The 15,290-nt window shown below is 36.0% G+C and carries 17 protein-coding genes; 16 read left to right on the top strand and 1 reads right to left on the bottom strand.

Annotated elements, in window-relative coordinates:
* Positions 1–125: 125 nt before the first annotated feature.
* Complete coding sequence (locus ORI89_RS00520) at positions 126–1,043, bottom strand: helix-turn-helix domain-containing protein (protein WP_268228464.1); 918 nt, start codon at positions 1,041–1,043, stop codon at positions 126–128.
* A 466-nt stretch (positions 1,044–1,509) separates the two neighbouring features.
* Here ORI89_RS00520 and ORI89_RS00525 point away from each other — a divergent pair, with 466 nt between their 5' ends.
* The 16 genes from ORI89_RS00525 to ORI89_RS00600 all read left to right on the top strand — a co-directional run bounded on the left by ORI89_RS00525 (position 1,510) and on the right by ORI89_RS00600 (position 15,266).
* The gene (locus ORI89_RS00525; RefSeq protein ID WP_268228465.1) at positions 1,510–1,935 is read left to right on the top strand and encodes a nuclear transport factor 2 family protein; all 426 of its coding nucleotides are present in this window, start codon (positions 1,510–1,512) and stop codon (positions 1,933–1,935) included.
* A 187-nt stretch (positions 1,936–2,122) separates the two neighbouring features.
* Positions 2,123–2,782, top strand: coding sequence for an epoxyqueuosine reductase QueH (locus ORI89_RS00530; protein WP_268228466.1), 660 nt, complete (start codon positions 2,123–2,125; stop codon positions 2,780–2,782).
* 64 nt (positions 2,783–2,846) lie between these two features.
* Positions 2,847–3,386 carry a YceD family protein gene (locus ORI89_RS00535; RefSeq protein WP_268228467.1) on the top strand — a complete coding sequence of 180 codons (540 nt, stop codon included), beginning with the start codon at positions 2,847–2,849 and terminating at the stop codon, positions 3,384–3,386.
* A gap of 14 nt (positions 3,387–3,400) precedes the next feature.
* Positions 3,401–3,592, top strand: coding sequence for a 50S ribosomal protein L32 (gene rpmF / locus ORI89_RS00540; protein WP_268228468.1), 192 nt, complete (start codon positions 3,401–3,403; stop codon positions 3,590–3,592).
* A 106-nt stretch (positions 3,593–3,698) separates the two neighbouring features.
* Complete coding sequence (gene plsX / locus ORI89_RS00545) at positions 3,699–4,637, top strand: phosphate acyltransferase PlsX (RefSeq protein ID WP_268228469.1); 939 nt, start codon at positions 3,699–3,701, stop codon at positions 4,635–4,637.
* 7 nt (positions 4,638–4,644) lie between these two features.
* Positions 4,645–5,643: a beta-ketoacyl-ACP synthase III gene (locus ORI89_RS00550; protein WP_268228470.1), complete on the top strand. Its 999-nt coding sequence runs from the start codon at positions 4,645–4,647 to the stop codon at positions 5,641–5,643.
* Positions 5,644–5,700: 57 nt separating this feature from the next.
* Positions 5,701–6,186: an acetyl-CoA carboxylase biotin carboxyl carrier protein gene (gene accB / locus ORI89_RS00555; RefSeq protein WP_268228471.1), complete on the top strand. Its 486-nt coding sequence runs from the start codon at positions 5,701–5,703 to the stop codon at positions 6,184–6,186.
* Between the two features lie 68 nt (positions 6,187–6,254).
* A complete protein-coding gene (gene accC / locus ORI89_RS00560; protein ID WP_268228472.1) occupies positions 6,255–7,616 on the top strand; it encodes an acetyl-CoA carboxylase biotin carboxylase subunit in 1,362 nt (453 codons plus the stop codon).
* A gap of 83 nt (positions 7,617–7,699) precedes the next feature.
* Positions 7,700–8,569, top strand: coding sequence for a twin-arginine translocase subunit TatC (tatC, locus tag ORI89_RS00565; protein WP_268228473.1), 870 nt, complete (start codon positions 7,700–7,702; stop codon positions 8,567–8,569).
* A gap of 14 nt (positions 8,570–8,583) precedes the next feature.
* On the top strand, positions 8,584–9,021 hold the full coding sequence (gene rpiB / locus ORI89_RS00570) for a ribose 5-phosphate isomerase B (protein WP_268228474.1): 438 nt from the start codon (positions 8,584–8,586) through the stop codon (positions 9,019–9,021).
* A 13-nt stretch (positions 9,022–9,034) separates the two neighbouring features.
* Entirely contained in the window at positions 9,035–10,600 is a 1,566-nt protein-coding gene (locus ORI89_RS00575) for a M28 family peptidase (protein WP_268228475.1), read from the top strand.
* A 412-nt stretch (positions 10,601–11,012) separates the two neighbouring features.
* Positions 11,013–11,858: an ABC transporter ATP-binding protein gene (locus tag ORI89_RS00580; RefSeq protein ID WP_268228476.1), complete on the top strand. Its 846-nt coding sequence runs from the start codon at positions 11,013–11,015 to the stop codon at positions 11,856–11,858.
* 106 nt (positions 11,859–11,964) lie between these two features.
* Positions 11,965–12,651 (top strand): hypothetical protein, encoded by a 687-nt coding sequence (locus ORI89_RS00585; RefSeq protein ID WP_268228477.1) that lies wholly within the window; start codon positions 11,965–11,967, stop codon positions 12,649–12,651.
* Positions 12,652–12,653: 2 nt separating this feature from the next.
* The gene (locus ORI89_RS00590) at positions 12,654–13,022 is read left to right on the top strand and encodes a GntR family transcriptional regulator (protein ID WP_268228478.1); all 369 of its coding nucleotides are present in this window, start codon (positions 12,654–12,656) and stop codon (positions 13,020–13,022) included.
* A gap of 4 nt (positions 13,023–13,026) precedes the next feature.
* Positions 13,027–13,794, top strand: coding sequence for a hypothetical protein (locus tag ORI89_RS00595; protein WP_268228479.1), 768 nt, complete (start codon positions 13,027–13,029; stop codon positions 13,792–13,794).
* A gap of 65 nt (positions 13,795–13,859) precedes the next feature.
* The gene (locus ORI89_RS00600) at positions 13,860–15,266 is read left to right on the top strand and encodes a S41 family peptidase (RefSeq protein ID WP_268228480.1); all 1,407 of its coding nucleotides are present in this window, start codon (positions 13,860–13,862) and stop codon (positions 15,264–15,266) included.
* The last annotated feature ends 24 nt before the right edge of the window (positions 15,267–15,290 follow it).

Consider the following 15,290-nt stretch of genomic DNA (forward strand, 5'->3'; position numbering starts at 1 on the left):
TAACCTATCCAAATGGTAAATGAAATAATATTACAAGGGGAGTGTATGAGCTCAAAATGACACTAATAAAACATTAATTCAATAATAATATGACCTTCCGGTGATTTTTATGTAAAAAAGGAGCATCACCTTAATATATTTTTCCTATATAACAGAGGAGATAACCCCGTATTATTTTTAAAAAACTTACTAAAAGCAGCTTGATCTGTAAAGTTTAACTCATCCATAAGCTCACTGATTGTAAGCTCTGTTTTTTGAAGCAACACCTTAGCTTCCCCCACTATCTTTTGATCAATAATCTCTTTTGGAGTTAAATTATACACCTCTTTAATACTTCGTGTTAAATGCTTGCGAGAAATATGTAGCTTTTCTGCATAATACTGTACATCTCTGTGATAACGAAACTCTTGTCCGACCAGCCCTATAAAACGAACAGCTAGTTCTTCCTTACGACTACTCGTAAAGACATATCCTCCTTCAGAAAACTCCTTAGAATAAGCTAATTCATACACTAAGATTGTAATATGTGATTTTATAAGTTCGGGTAAAAAAAGACTATTATTATCTTTTACATTCAGTGCGCTAAGTCGCATAGTATGGTAGAGTACGGCAGCATAAGTCTCATCTCTCAACGTAATAAATTTTGAAAAAGATGTACTCAATAGGTGCATAGCTTCGCCTGAGTCAACATTAAATTGCAATCCTGACATATAGCTTGCTGAAATTAGAACACCTGTCATACGGCAATCTTTTGACAATGCAACAAACTCAACCACATTGTTTAAAAAAATATTAACCATATCCTGTGGTTTCAGGGTGGCTTGTTCAAAATCTATTTTAATAACAGCTTCACCTTCGGTAATTAAAATACCTCCTAAGAAATCAGCCTTGCACGGATAATTCAAAGCAATCTCTTCTAAGATCGTAGGATCAATTTCGAACACTACAATATTTTCATCAAACAGCTCAGACGAACTCTCCTCAACAATATCTTGAAGTGTATAAATAGGAATAGGCTTTTTATTAAAGTTTTTATTTTTCATCCTAAAAATCTTCCTGATAAATAATTAAATAACAAGACACCTTATAAACAAGCTTTTACTAGGTTGCTTTTTTACAAACTTATCTTTTAACGTTAAAATATCTCCCTTATCCTATCAGCTAAATTAGACATTTACTTCTGGAATACGAATACTCTTTATATACAGGAAATTCCTATCACAATAGCTTTATTACGTACAGAATCGAACATCAATTGTTCATAAATGAACAATCGAAAACAAGAAATAAAACAAAAACCACAACAAATCAACTATTTACATTTTTGGCAAAAACTTGGCATAAGGTGTTCATATGATTAAAAACATACAGAAAGCTCACCGAATAGTTCGGCGTTTTTACCGAGAAAAAGAATACGCTTGTCTAATTCGTATTTAACAAATAAGAACGAGCAGATATTTTTGAATTATCAAACAGAATATAAAATTAGAATACACACAAATTAACATCATGAAAAATATAGTACCAACAATCATCACAGCTTTATTTGTTATAATAACATTAAGCTCTTTTGCGTCCCCAAAAAACAACCCTTTAAAAAACTTACCTTCACTCAACATTATCAATACCTACCTTGAATCAACTACAGCGGGTAACAATACATTGGATAAATACTTATTTGCTGAAGATTTTGAGTACCGCAATGGTATGCATAAAAAAGGTTATACAAAGACTGAATACATGCGTTTTCTAAAGAAGAATAAAGGTTTAAAATATGATTGTACAACAACATATGAAATACTCAATGAAAGCGGTGAAGTTTGCATGGCAAAAGCGACCATGAAGTTCACCAATTTTACACGAATAGATTACATTACACTGACACATAACAGCGACGGCTGGAAAGTCAGTAAAGTAATAACGACATACCCATAGAAACTGGGTGTTTGTTTCAAAATTAAAATATCGCCAGATATTTTCTTTTGAGTTGTTTAGTTTAGATAAAAGCCTACTCCTTGTAGGCTTTTTACATATATTACAAAAAGCCTTTTTCCTCTTTTCCTTATTAATTGTAAAAGACTAAACTTTTACGTAAAATTGTGTGTTAAATTAGGATTGAGATATGGATAAAGAGGAATTAAAACGGGAAAGATTAAACCTGCCTAATCAAGGTAAAAAACTATTATTACACTCCTGTTGTGCTCCTTGCTCAGGTGAAGTTATGGAAGCGCTTATTGCGTCAGATATTGATTTTTCAATTTATTTTTATAACCCTAATATTCATCCACGTAACGAGTACGACTTGCGCAAGGAGGAAAATATACGTTTTGCTGAAAAGCATAACATTCCATTTATTGATGCAGACTATGATGTAGATCATTGGTTTGAATTGGCAAAAGGTATGGAGAACGAACCAGAGCGAGGCTCTCGTTGTACCATGTGCTTTGATATGCGTTTTGAAAAGACTGCAGAATATGCTGCTGCTAATAATTTTGATGTTATATCTAGCTCACTAGGTATTTCCCGTTGGAAAAACATGGAGCAAATAAATGACTGTGGATTAAAAGCAGCGTCCCGCTACCCAGGAATGGAATACTGGACCTTTAATTGGCGTAAAAAAGGAGGATCAGCACGTATGTTGGAGATTAGTAAACGGGAGGAATTCTACATGCAAGAATATTGTGGTTGTGCTTATTCTTTACGCGATACAAACCGGTGGCGAATGAAAAATGGAAGAGGAAAAATTGAACTTGGAAAAAATTATTATAGTAAAGACAGTTAATAATTTACAAAAAGTTTCATTTATACTGAAATAATAACTAATTTTGCAGGCTCAAATACAGATTGTGAAGTATCTAAAAAAATATAAGATTCCTTTTTCGGGTCTAGCGTCGGGAAAACACGATTTTGAATTTGAAATAGACAACAAGTTCTTTGACTGTTACGAACACTCCCTAATAAAAAAGGGAAATCTACGCGCTTTAGTAGAGCTTCAAAAGCAAGAAAACATGCTTGTCGTTAACTTTAGTATAGAGGGGACGATTGAATTAACATGTGATTATTGCCTAAATGAGTTTGACCACCCTCTTTCTTTTAAAGAAAGAGCATTGGTTAAGTTTATTTTAGAAGATTGGGAAGATGAAACAGAAGAAGTGATCATTTTATCAAAAACGGATCACGAACTGGATATTAGCACGCTATTGTATGAATATACAAACGTACGAGTCCCGTACTACAGCAAGTGTACAGAGCAAGGCGTAGATATTTCCTGTAATCCAGAAATTTTAGAAAAAATAGCTGGTGAATCAGGCGAAAACGAAGCTGAAAAAGAAGAAGAAAAAATTGACCCACGTTGGGAAGCATTAAAAAATATTAAAAATAACTAAAACAAAAATACGAGATGGCACATCCAAAGCGTAAAACTTCCAAATCCAGAAGAGATAAAAGAAGAACACATTATAAGGCAGAATTGCCTACATTAACAGTATGTAAAGAAACTGGTGCAGTTCATGTTCCACACCGTGCTTACACAGTAGATGGCAATTTGTACTACAACGGAAAATTAATTATTGAAAATACAGCTGCTGTCTAACGACATCATTCTAAAAAAACAAAACATCCCAAGCATGTATAAAATTTTAATTTTTATACTATAATTTGGGATGTTTTTGCTTATTATTGATCAAAAATAATAACGGATGAAGATTGGATTAGACGTTTTAGGCGGAGATTACGCCCCTAAATCCACAATAACCGGTGCTATAGAAGCCCAAAAAAAACTGCAAGACAATCAACGTATTGTACTTATAGGCAATCAGCAAGACTGTATTGACCGCTTAAAGCAAGAAGGAGCTGATGTCGACAAATTCGATTTCATTCATGCTCCCGATGTAATAAGCATGCATGAACATCCTACCAAAGCTATCAGTCAAAAGCCAAATTCCAGTATAGCAAAAGGATTTGAACTCTTAAAAAATAAAGAGATCGACTCTTTTGCCTCCGCAGGTAATACGGGTGCGATGTTAGTTGGCGCGATGTTTAGTGTGAAAACAATCCCCGGGGTTTTAAGACCTGCAATCGCAACACATGTACCAAAATTAGGAGGCGGAACTGGTCTGCTTTTAGACGTAGGTGCGAACTCTGATTGTAAGCCGGAGATGTTAAATCAATTTGCCATTTTAGGCAGCCTGTATTCAAAATATATTTATGGTGTACAAGACCCTAAAGTTGGACTTTTGAATATTGGAGAAGAAGAAGAGAAAGGAAACAACCTAACAATATCAACCTACCCCCTACTGCGAGAAAATAAAAAAATAAACTTCTATGGCAATGCCGAAAGTCGTGATTTATTTTCCGATTTAGTTGATGTTTATGTTTGTGATGGCTATACAGGTAATATTGTACTCAAATTAGCAGAATCTTTCTATGTAGTTACTATAAAGAAAGGTTTTAAAGACGAGTTTTTTGATAGATTCAATTATGAAAGATTTGGAGGCACTCCAATTTTAGGTGTTAATGCTCCTGTAATTATAGGGCACGGAATCTCTACACCTGAAGCTATCAAAAACATGGTTTTACACTCAAAAGATATGATCGAAACTGGAATTATAGATAAGATCAAATCTGCATTCAATTAAATTTAATATGTCAAAAATTCATGCTGCTATTACGGCAGTGCACGGTTATGTACCTGACTACATTTTGACCAACCAGGAACTCGAAACCATGGTTGATACAAATGATGAATGGATTGTATCCAGAACTGGAATAAAGGAAAGAAGAATATTAAAAGGAGAAGGCAAAGCGACTTCTGATCTTGCTGTTCCTGCCGTTCAAGGCTTATTGAAGAAAAGAGGTATAACAGCCGAAGAAATAGATTTAATAATTTTTTGTACCAGTACTCCTGATATGCTTTTCCCGGCCACAGCAAATATTTTAGCCGACAAAATAGGTGCAAAAAAAGCATGGGGATATGATTTACAAGCTGCATGCTCAGGTTTTTTATTCGGATTAACAACAGGAGCTCAATTTATAGAGTCAGGTAAACACAAAAAAGTATTAGTTGTTGGGGCTGATAAGATGTCTTCGGTTGTGAATTATGAGGACAGAAATACGTGTATATTATTTGGAGACGGCTGTGGGTGTGTATTGTTGGAACCAAACGAAGAAGGAAATGGCTTGATTGATTCTTTATTAAAAACAGATGGATCAGGTGGGCCTTTCCTAAATATTAAAGGGGGCGGATCATTAAATCCCGCTTCTCATAAAACAGTTGATGCAGGAATGCATTATGCCTATCAAGAAGGACGAACTGTATTTAAGTTTGCTGTTACAAATATGGCAGAAGTTGCGGCAGAAGTTATGAGCAGAAACAATCTTTCTTCGGAAGATGTAAATTGGTTAGTTCCTCATCAAGCTAACAAGCGAATCATTGATGCTACTGCAGAAAGAGCTGGATTACCAGAAGAGAAAGTAATGATAAACATCCATAAATATGGTAATACTACTAGCGGCACTATTCCATTGTGCTTATGGGAATGGGAAGATAAACTAAAAAAAGGAGACAATTTGATACTTGCTGCATTTGGAGGAGGTTTCACGTGGGGATCAATATACCTAAAGTGGGCTTATAACAAATCGTAATAATTGATTACCTTTAGCAATTGATCTAATAACTTTAAAACAAAATCGACTATAGATATGAGTATGGATATTAAACAAATTCAGGACCTGATTAAATTTGTTGCAAAATCAGGAGTGAATGAAGTCGCAATAGAAGAGAAAGACTTTAAAATTACAATAAAGACAAGCAAAGAACCTACTTATGTAACAGCTACATTACCTACAGCTGTCCAGCCAGTAGCCCAAGCTCCTGTAATTGCCGCTACTACTGCTACTGAAGTTGCTGCTCCAGCAACCAAACCTGTAGGAGATGACACTTCGCATCTTATAACTATAAAATCACCTATGATAGGTACTTTTTATAGAGCATCGGGACCTGATAAGCCGGCTTTTGCGAACGTAGGTGACGAAATAGCTCCTGGCAAAGTAATTTGCATTGTAGAAGCAATGAAATTATTCAATGAAATTGAATCTGAAGTTTCAGGTAAAATTGTGAAAATTTTAGTAAATGATGCACAACCTGTAGAATTCGATCAACCTTTATTCTTAGTTGATCCTAGTTAATCGATAGTCTGTTAGTAAGACTACGATTTTCAGCGAATATTCGCATACAGTAATATCATTATTTATCTATGTTTAAAAAAATATTAATAGCAAATAGAGGAGAGATAGCCCTTCGCATCATACGCACATGTCGTGAAATGGGTATTAAAAGTGTTGCAGTTTATTCTACTGCCGATCGTGATAGTTTACATGTTCGGTTTGCAGATGAAGCTGTTTGTATAGGTCCTCCAGCCAGTAAAGATTCTTATTTAAACATCCCCAATATTATTTCTGCAGCAGAACTGACCAATGCTGACGCTATTCACCCGGGTTATGGTTTTTTATCTGAAAACGCTAAATTTTCTGCTATATGTGCAGAGTATGGTATCAAGTTTATTGGTGCGACAGCAGAACAGATTGAAAAAATGGGTGATAAATCTTCTGCGAAGGATACTATGAAAAAAGCGGGAGTACCAACAGTTCCTGGTTCAGATGGTCTTTTACCCGACTTTAAGACTGGAATTCGCTTAGCCAATGAAATGGGGTATCCCGTTATTATTAAGGCTACAGCGGGTGGCGGTGGCCGTGGTATGCGTATCATATGGAAAGATGAAGATTTCGAAAATCTTTGGAACTCTGCTAGACAAGAATCTGCAGCAGCTTTCGGTAACGATGGAATCTATTTAGAGAAGTATGTGGAAGAACCTCGTCATATTGAAATTCAGGTGATTGGTGATCAATACGGAAAAGTATGTCACCTCTCTGAAAGAGACTGTTCTATACAACGTCGTCATCAAAAGCTGGTAGAAGAAGCCCCTTCACCATTTATGACTCCTGAACTGCGTAAAGCTATGGGAGAAGCAGCAATAAAGGGTGCACAAGCTGTGAAATATGAAGGAGCAGGTACTATAGAGTTTCTAGTAGATAAACACAGAAACTTCTACTTTATGGAAATGAACACCCGTATTCAAGTAGAACATCCCGTTACAGAGGAGGTTATTAATTTCGACTTGATAAAAGAGCAAATCAAAGTAGCAGCAGGTATTCCTATCTCAGGAAAAAGCTATGAGCCTACAATGCACTCTATTGAATGTCGAATTAATGCAGAAGATCCTTTTAACAATTTCCGTCCCTCCCCAGGTAAAATAACAAACTTCCATTCGCCAGGTGGCCATGGCGTACGCGTAGACACACATGTATATGCAGGTTATACTATACCGCCAAACTATGATTCTATGATTGCAAAGCTGATTTGTACAGCACAAACAAGAGAAGAGGCTATCAATACCATGGAACGTGCGTTAAGCGAATTTGTGATCGAAGGTGTTAAAACAACAATCCCTTTACATATACGCTTAATGAAGGACCCTAACTTTAGAGCTGGTAATTTCACCACTAAGTTTATGGAAAATTTTGACCTAACTGAATACCCTGATGAAGGAAATAAATAATATTTCCTTTACATAACTATAAAAATACCATTCTCTCAAATAAGAATGGTATTTTTGTTTTTGTTCCGAAACGAAATTTTACGATGTCAAAATCTAACGATCTAATAAAAGCAATTAAAAATAAAGGAAAGAGCCTGGAAGCAGAAATGTCTTTCTTCGACCATTTGGAAGTATTACGCTGGCATATTATACGGTCCGTCATCGCGATTGTCATATTTGCTATGTTGTCTTTCACATTTTACGACTTCGTCTTCAATGACATCATTATGGGACCCAAGAATTTAGATTTCTGGACATACAGAATGATGTGTAAAGTGGGTGATCTCTTAAGTCTTCCAGGTTTTTGTGTAGATAGAATACCTTTTAACATTATCAATACAGAACTAGCCGGACAATTTATGCTAAAGATAAACTCCTGTTTATTAATGTCATTAGCTTTAGGTTTTCCGTACTTGATGTTTGAAATCTGGTTATTTGTCAAACCTGCATTAACAGATATTGAAAAGAAATCCGCCCGTGGTTTTGTGTTGTATGCATCTATACTTTTCGCTATCGGAGCATTGTTTGGCTACTATGTCGTTGTGCCTCTTTCGGTTAACTTTTTAGCCAACGTTTCATTAAGTGAAGAAATTACGAATCAAATTACGATAGACTCCTATTTATCTACGATAGCAACATTAACATTAGGTTGTGGAATTGTATTTTTACTTCCTATCTTGATATTTATTCTATCAAAATTAGGACTAATGACCCCAGCCTTTATGAAAGCAAGTAGAAGGTATGCAATAGTTATTATTCTAATTATTGCAGCTATTATTACCCCTACTGCAGATGTGATTACTTTACTGACTGTGAGTGCCCCTATGTTTTTACTATATGAATTGAGTATTATGGTGTCGGCAAATGTGCACAGAAAAAAAGAGGAAGCTGAAAAAGAATTTTATAATAACTAACAATATAATTAAGCATGTCTAAAAAAATTGCAATAGGTAGTGATCATGCCGGTGTAGAATACAAAGCTGCATTAGTAGATTTTTTAATCAATGAAGGCTATGAAGTAAAAGACTTTGGTCCGATGTCGACTGATTCTGTAGATTACCCAGATTTTGCTCACCCTGTAGCATCAAGCGTAGAAGATAAAGAATGTGACCTAGGTATTCTCATTTGCGGGAGTGCAAACGGTGTGGCAATAACGGCAAACAAACACCAAGGCATACGTGCTGCAATAGCTTGGCAGAATGAAATTGCCGCGTTAGCAAGGCAACATAATGATGCAAATATTGTTTGTATACCAGCCCGCTTTATTGATTTGGCCTTAGCAAAAAACATTGTACAAACTTTTGTTACAACTGATTTTGAAGGTGGACGCCATGCCAATAGAGTTAATAAGATATCCTGCGATTAAATTAAAACAAGTTATGATGATCAAAAATTGGATTAAATCGTTTTTATTGATCCCCGCTTTATACAGTTGTGTATTAGCACAAGATCCAATTCAGGTAAAATATGCTAACCTGATGACTGAGACTGAGGCAGAAAAGCATTTAGCTATCCTCACCTCTGCAGAATTTGAAGGCAGAGGAACAGGTCAAAAAGGAGGTGAAAAAGCTGTTCAATATATTGCTAATGAGTTTGAAAAATACGGATTAATAAAACCAGTAAATGGAAGCTATTTACAACCTGTTAATTTAATAAAGACCGTGTACAAAGTTGACAATTTCTCTATTAATGGTCAGGAAATGATCAATGGGAAAGATCTATTTGTACAGGGAGATAATAATACAGCTGATTTTTCGACTAGCGACATTGTATTTATCGGCTACGGAATTCAAGATAAAAAACATAACGATCTTGAGAAAACGAATGTAAAGGGGAAAGTTGTTCTTTTAATCAATGAAGGGGAACCTCTAGATGCTAGTGGCAATTCACTAATTACAGGGTCTAAAACATTATCAGAATGGTCTACAAATCGTTTTAAACGTATTCAAGAACTTATAAAACTAGAGCCTAAGCTGATCCTAGCAACTAGTAGCACGGTAGAGGCGATGTTGGAAAAGATGGGTGGAAGAATGACCTCTGGCCGTTTTGCCCTTGATACTAATGAACAGCTACCTACAAAATCAACAAGTACACCTGTAGTAAATATTACAGAAAAAGCTGCAAACCAACTGTTATCTGTCAAAAAAACAGATATTAAAAGTTTAAAGAACAGTCCTTCTACTTTTAGTGTCAAAGCTAAAATTAAAGCTAGAATGGGGGTTACACAAGAGAAGTTATACGATCCTAACGTCATCGGTCTATTGGAAGGTAGTGACCTAAAAAATGAATACATTGTCATTGGAGCGCACTACGATCACGATGGAATATTACCTGATGGGACATTCTTTCCAGGGGCTGACGATAACGGCTCTGGTGTCGTAGGTATGCTAGAGATAGCTAAAGCTTTTGCCCAAGCTAAAAAAGAAAGTAAAGGACCACGTAGAAGCATTCTATTTATAGGCTACGCTGCGGAAGAGAAAGGTCTTTTAGGTTCTAAGTTTTATGTAGAAAATCCGATTTTTCCTTTAGAAAACACAGTAACTTGTGTTAACATTGATATGATCGGGCGTATTGACGATAAACATCTACTGGGCAACCATAATTATTTGCATGCAATAGGTCTTGATAAACTTAGTTCCGAATTACAACTGCTAACAGAGAAAGCCAATGCCGAATATACGCATATGGAGCTTGATTATACATACAATGATCCAAATGAACCAATGCGTTTATATTACCGTTCCGATCATTATAATTTTGCAGAAAAAGGAATACCATCTGCTTTTTTCTTCTCAGGCTTACACCCACATTACCATACACCAGAAGATACGATAGAAAAAATAAACTTCCCGATGATGGTAAAACGTGAAAAATTAATTTTTCATCTTACTTGGGAAATAGCTAACCGTGATACCAAACCGGTGGTAGATAGTAATAAAAAGTAAGTAGATTGTATTTAGTAGTGCTATTCAAATGAGTTTGATAGCAACTAGATTTTAAAGGGTCTGTATTATGGATACAGGCCTTTTTTTATTACTGAATATTCCCAACCTAATTATATATATATAAAATTTCTTTTTAAAAGAACATAAGTATTGGCAAATTATTAAAAATTCCAACTTGATTATTAATTATCCTTTCTAAAGTAACCAACAGACACTCTATAAAACCTCTGAATCAACAACTTAAAAACCTATCTAGTATAGTGCTATTTTCTCCTTTGAACTTTTCCCTTCGAGTTATTAGGGTATGATAAAAGGCTTTAAATTCATAAAACCTTTCTATTTATTTGTATTTATCAAAATCTTATATATATTCGCAGTGTGCTAGATCACTAATACACTAATTAAGAAAATTATGATTGAGATAAAAAATTTAAAATTCCACTACAAAAAAGATGTCACCACCTTGGAGAAAGTGACAGTAGATATCCCTAAAGGACATATATATGGTTTATTGGGTCTGAATGGTTGTGGTAAAACAACGATGCTGAAGCTGATAGCAGGAACATTGTTCCCACGATCGGGTAATATAACAGTAAACGGTCATATACCAAGCGATCGTAAATTAGACCATTTATCTGACCTATACTTTGTAACAGATGAAGTGGAGTTACCAAATTGGACAGTTGCTAACATCTTATCTGTATACGCACCTTTGTATCCAAAATTTGACATAGCATATTTCTTCGACATACTGGAAAAATTCAATATCGACAATCGCGACAATATTAAAGGGCTGTCTTACGGACAGCGTAAAAAGGTAAACATTGCTTTTGCATTAGCTAGCAATGTGTCTTTGCTACTGATGGATGAACCCACCAATGGCTTGGATATTCCATCGAAGACACAGTTCCGCAAGCTGATTGTTCAGCACCTAACGGAGGAACGTACGATTATTATCTCCACACATCAGATTCGTGATGTCCATCATTTAATAGATCATGTACTTATCGTCAAAAAGCATAAACTCCTATTGGACGCCTCGCTCTTTGCGCTGAGCGAGCAATTCATCTTCAAACAAGGTCAATTTGCAGATGCTTTATATGCAGAAAGCCATATGGGAGGGACGGTTAGTTTACTGCCTAATAGCAAGAACGAAGATAATCCTTTCGACATCGAACTGTTTTTCAACGCTATACATGAGAACCCTACTATTCTAAATCATTTCGACAAATTAAAGGTCAAACAACATGCTGGATAAAAGACAACAACTGACGATGCTCGCTAGTATAAAAGAATTTTGGAGTTATAATAAAAATTATATATATCTAACGCCATTTATATGTTTGATCATATTCACATTATATATGATTAAGCCAGGAATGTATTTAAATAGTAAACTATTTGACCCTAGCCAGCTCGAAAGCCCTTATGCTGTTGCGCAGCAAATGGCCCACGGTTACAGCAACTTACGCATGCTCTTGACATTAATCCTACCTATCATGATCATTGCATGCTCGCATAGTTACTTGATGAAGATTAAGAAACAATCTCGATTTTTGACAACACCTATAACCGACCTACAGCGCATCACTACTTTGTGGCTTTTCTCTATCGGGTTAATAACAATCGGGACGCTTACATTCCACTTGCTGGATACTGTTACGGTGGCTATCTTTAAGCATTATTTGTTCGAAGAGGTCCAAACTCTAAATGAATCGATAGGCAATCTTTACGTACACTATACTGATCAATCATATTTTCAAACAATCAGCCTTAGCCATCGCATAACACTTGGTTTAGGTTTTCTACTTGTGCTCCCCTTATATCATTTGATGTATTTTCTATTCAAGAAGCGGAGCATCCTATTTACGACCTTTCTGTATATACTACTGATGATTGTCTTCTCGTATATACAGATAAAGTTTTTATTCGATGACAGCCCACGTTTTGATTTACCTGCCAAAGATTGGATTATCCAAATCACAACTTTCGTTGGCATTGGCTTGTATATCGTAACGTTGCACTTCGCACTAAAAGAAAGGGAAATTTAATTATGGAGTTTACTGGCGACAAAGCTATATATATACAAATAAAGGACCTCGTGATGGAACGCATACTACTTGGCGAATGGCTGCCTGACGAGAAGATTCCTTCTGTGCGCGACTTGGGAACAGACATAGAGGTCAATCCAAACACGGTGATGCGCTCCTACGATCTGTTGCAACAAAGTGAGATTATATACAACAAGCGCGGTTTAGGTTTCTTCGTGAGCACAAACGCTGTAGAGATTATTAACTCCGAGAAAAAAAAAGATTTCGTAGAAAACGAACTCCCTACCCTCTTTAAGACGATAGACCTTTTGAAGATGGAGATAAGCGAGCTAATCGAACGCTATGAGCAATACAAACTATCTAAAAACTAAAACCATGAAGAAAACCACATTATATTTCAGTCTAGCGACGGCGCTAACTGCATGCCTATTCCTCTTCCCGAGCTTAACGGGTAGTATTATCCTTGACGCAAATGAAAAACCAAAGGGGTTCTTATCCAAGCTCTGGGCTGGGAACAGAACAGAGTTTATGACACATAGTTATCCAAATAATATTCGCGTGGTTAAGATTGAAGGTAGTAGCAACCCAGTAAATGTCGATATTTTAGAGGGTGAAAAAAAGCTTTTTTCACCTACACCGAATAGTCATAAATTGCGTTTCTCTAAGGACACGCTCATCATCAAAACAAATAATGCAGCCTATTTACAGCTATATGCTTCAAGTAATTTAACAAAGATCATTTTCGAACACGCCACTGGCCAGTTAAGTATTAAAGATAGAAAAACTCCACTTAAAGTTGAGCTGATGCAGTCTTCAACCATCAGATTAAACTTTCCATCCCTAACTGTAGATGACTCTACTGCCGTAATAAGAGACCTAAACCTATTTGTTAGTGAGAAATCTGTAGCGACACTTGTTAGCGGTAAAGCTAAAAGCATAACAGCATGTGTGAACAATGCTGAGCTTAATTACAGTAATGCAGTGGCGGTAGACTCTGCGAATGTACAGCTTGCAGGACGTAGCATCGTGAAATCTCTTGCTTTTGGCAGCGAACACAAACTTAATAATCTAATTGTTTCGGGCAATAAACAATATTTCAAGCCAGAGTTAGTAGGGAACAATGTTCAACTCCAAATTAAATAGGAGTGACTAAATTGAATACGATGAGTAGCATTAAACTTATTCTAAGTTTCATTATGCTTATGAGCATGATAAACATATATGCCCAGTTGAGAAACGGCAGTTTCGAAGATAGCGACATTAGTGGCAATTACTGGAATTTCAGAAATAGTGACACAACTCAAAATCAGATTTCTATCGATCACACAACTTTCTTTCATGGTAGCAAATCTATTAAATTGAGCAAAGGCAATGTACAAAGTCAGCTGTTTGCACATCAGCACTTTGCTGTTTCTGTGACCCGACCTACGAAAATAAAAATTCAAGGTTTCTATAAGTCAGAGCGCATAGGTGCAAAAGGTAATTTATACTTAAATATTTTCGATTCAAGCGGTAAAACTATTGGTTCCGCCCATAAACTATTTCAGAAAAACACCATAGGTGCTGAATGGAACAAGGTAGAGCTAGAAACAATTATAGATTCAAGTGTTACCTCTCTCGTGCTGATGCTCAACAGCCTAAGTACTGATGACATTTGGTTTGACGATATAGTTGCTAAGACCATTACCACTCCTCCCTCCTCAACGATTATTGATTTTGCCCATGAGGTAATGGATAAAATAAAACAACAAGCTTTGTTTGCAGATAGTATAGACTGGCATCAAGTCGAAGCTAACCTTGCAGTTAATCTAAGTGGATATTCAGACGAGAAGAATTATGAACAAGTCGTCGAATATTTCCTCTCCGAATTACATAAGGTAGGCGATAAACATAGTTTCTTCCAAAACACACAACAATATAAAGACTATTCAACAAAGCCAGCCGAGCAAGCAAAAAATCAACTCATAGCTCCTATTGGACATATTACCAAAGATCATATTGGCTATATCAAAGTGCCGACCTTTGGATCGACATATCCAGAAAGTGTGCAAAAATTTGCAGATAGTTTAAATTTTCTAATTGAGAATATAGCAACAAAAAAGCCTAAAGGTTGGATCATTGATTTATCAGAAAATAATGGAGGTAATATGTACCCCATGATCCTAGGGCTATACAAACTTATCGGAGATGGCCCCATTTTATCCTTCGTAACTAAGGAAAAGAAAACGACTTTAGCACTAGAGAATGGAACGCTTGATCACTTGACACTACGACTTCCCTCCAAGCCTTTACCTAATCAAAAAATAGCACTCATAACCAGCCCATTAACAGCAAGTAGTGGCGAGATGACATTGATTTCTTTCCTAGGGAGGCCTGCGGTAAGGACTTTTGGACTAAAGACCGCAGGTATGGTAACGGCTAACAGTTTTGTTGAACTGTCCAATGGTAGCGCTATAAGCTTGGCATCAAGCTATGTAGAAGATCGTTATCACAAAATTTACAAATCTTCTATTCGTCCTGATGTAGAACTTAAACAAGCAAAAAATATAGAAGAGGTTATTCAGACTGCAGCGGACTGGGTCCTTGAAACCGATGTGAGCCATGAATTTCATTAACTAATTAATAACCCCCTACTTTTA

Source organism: Sphingobacterium sp. UT-1RO-CII-1, from assembly GCF_026711005.1.
In the GTDB taxonomy this organism is placed as follows: domain Bacteria; phylum Bacteroidota; class Bacteroidia; order Sphingobacteriales; family Sphingobacteriaceae; genus Sphingobacterium.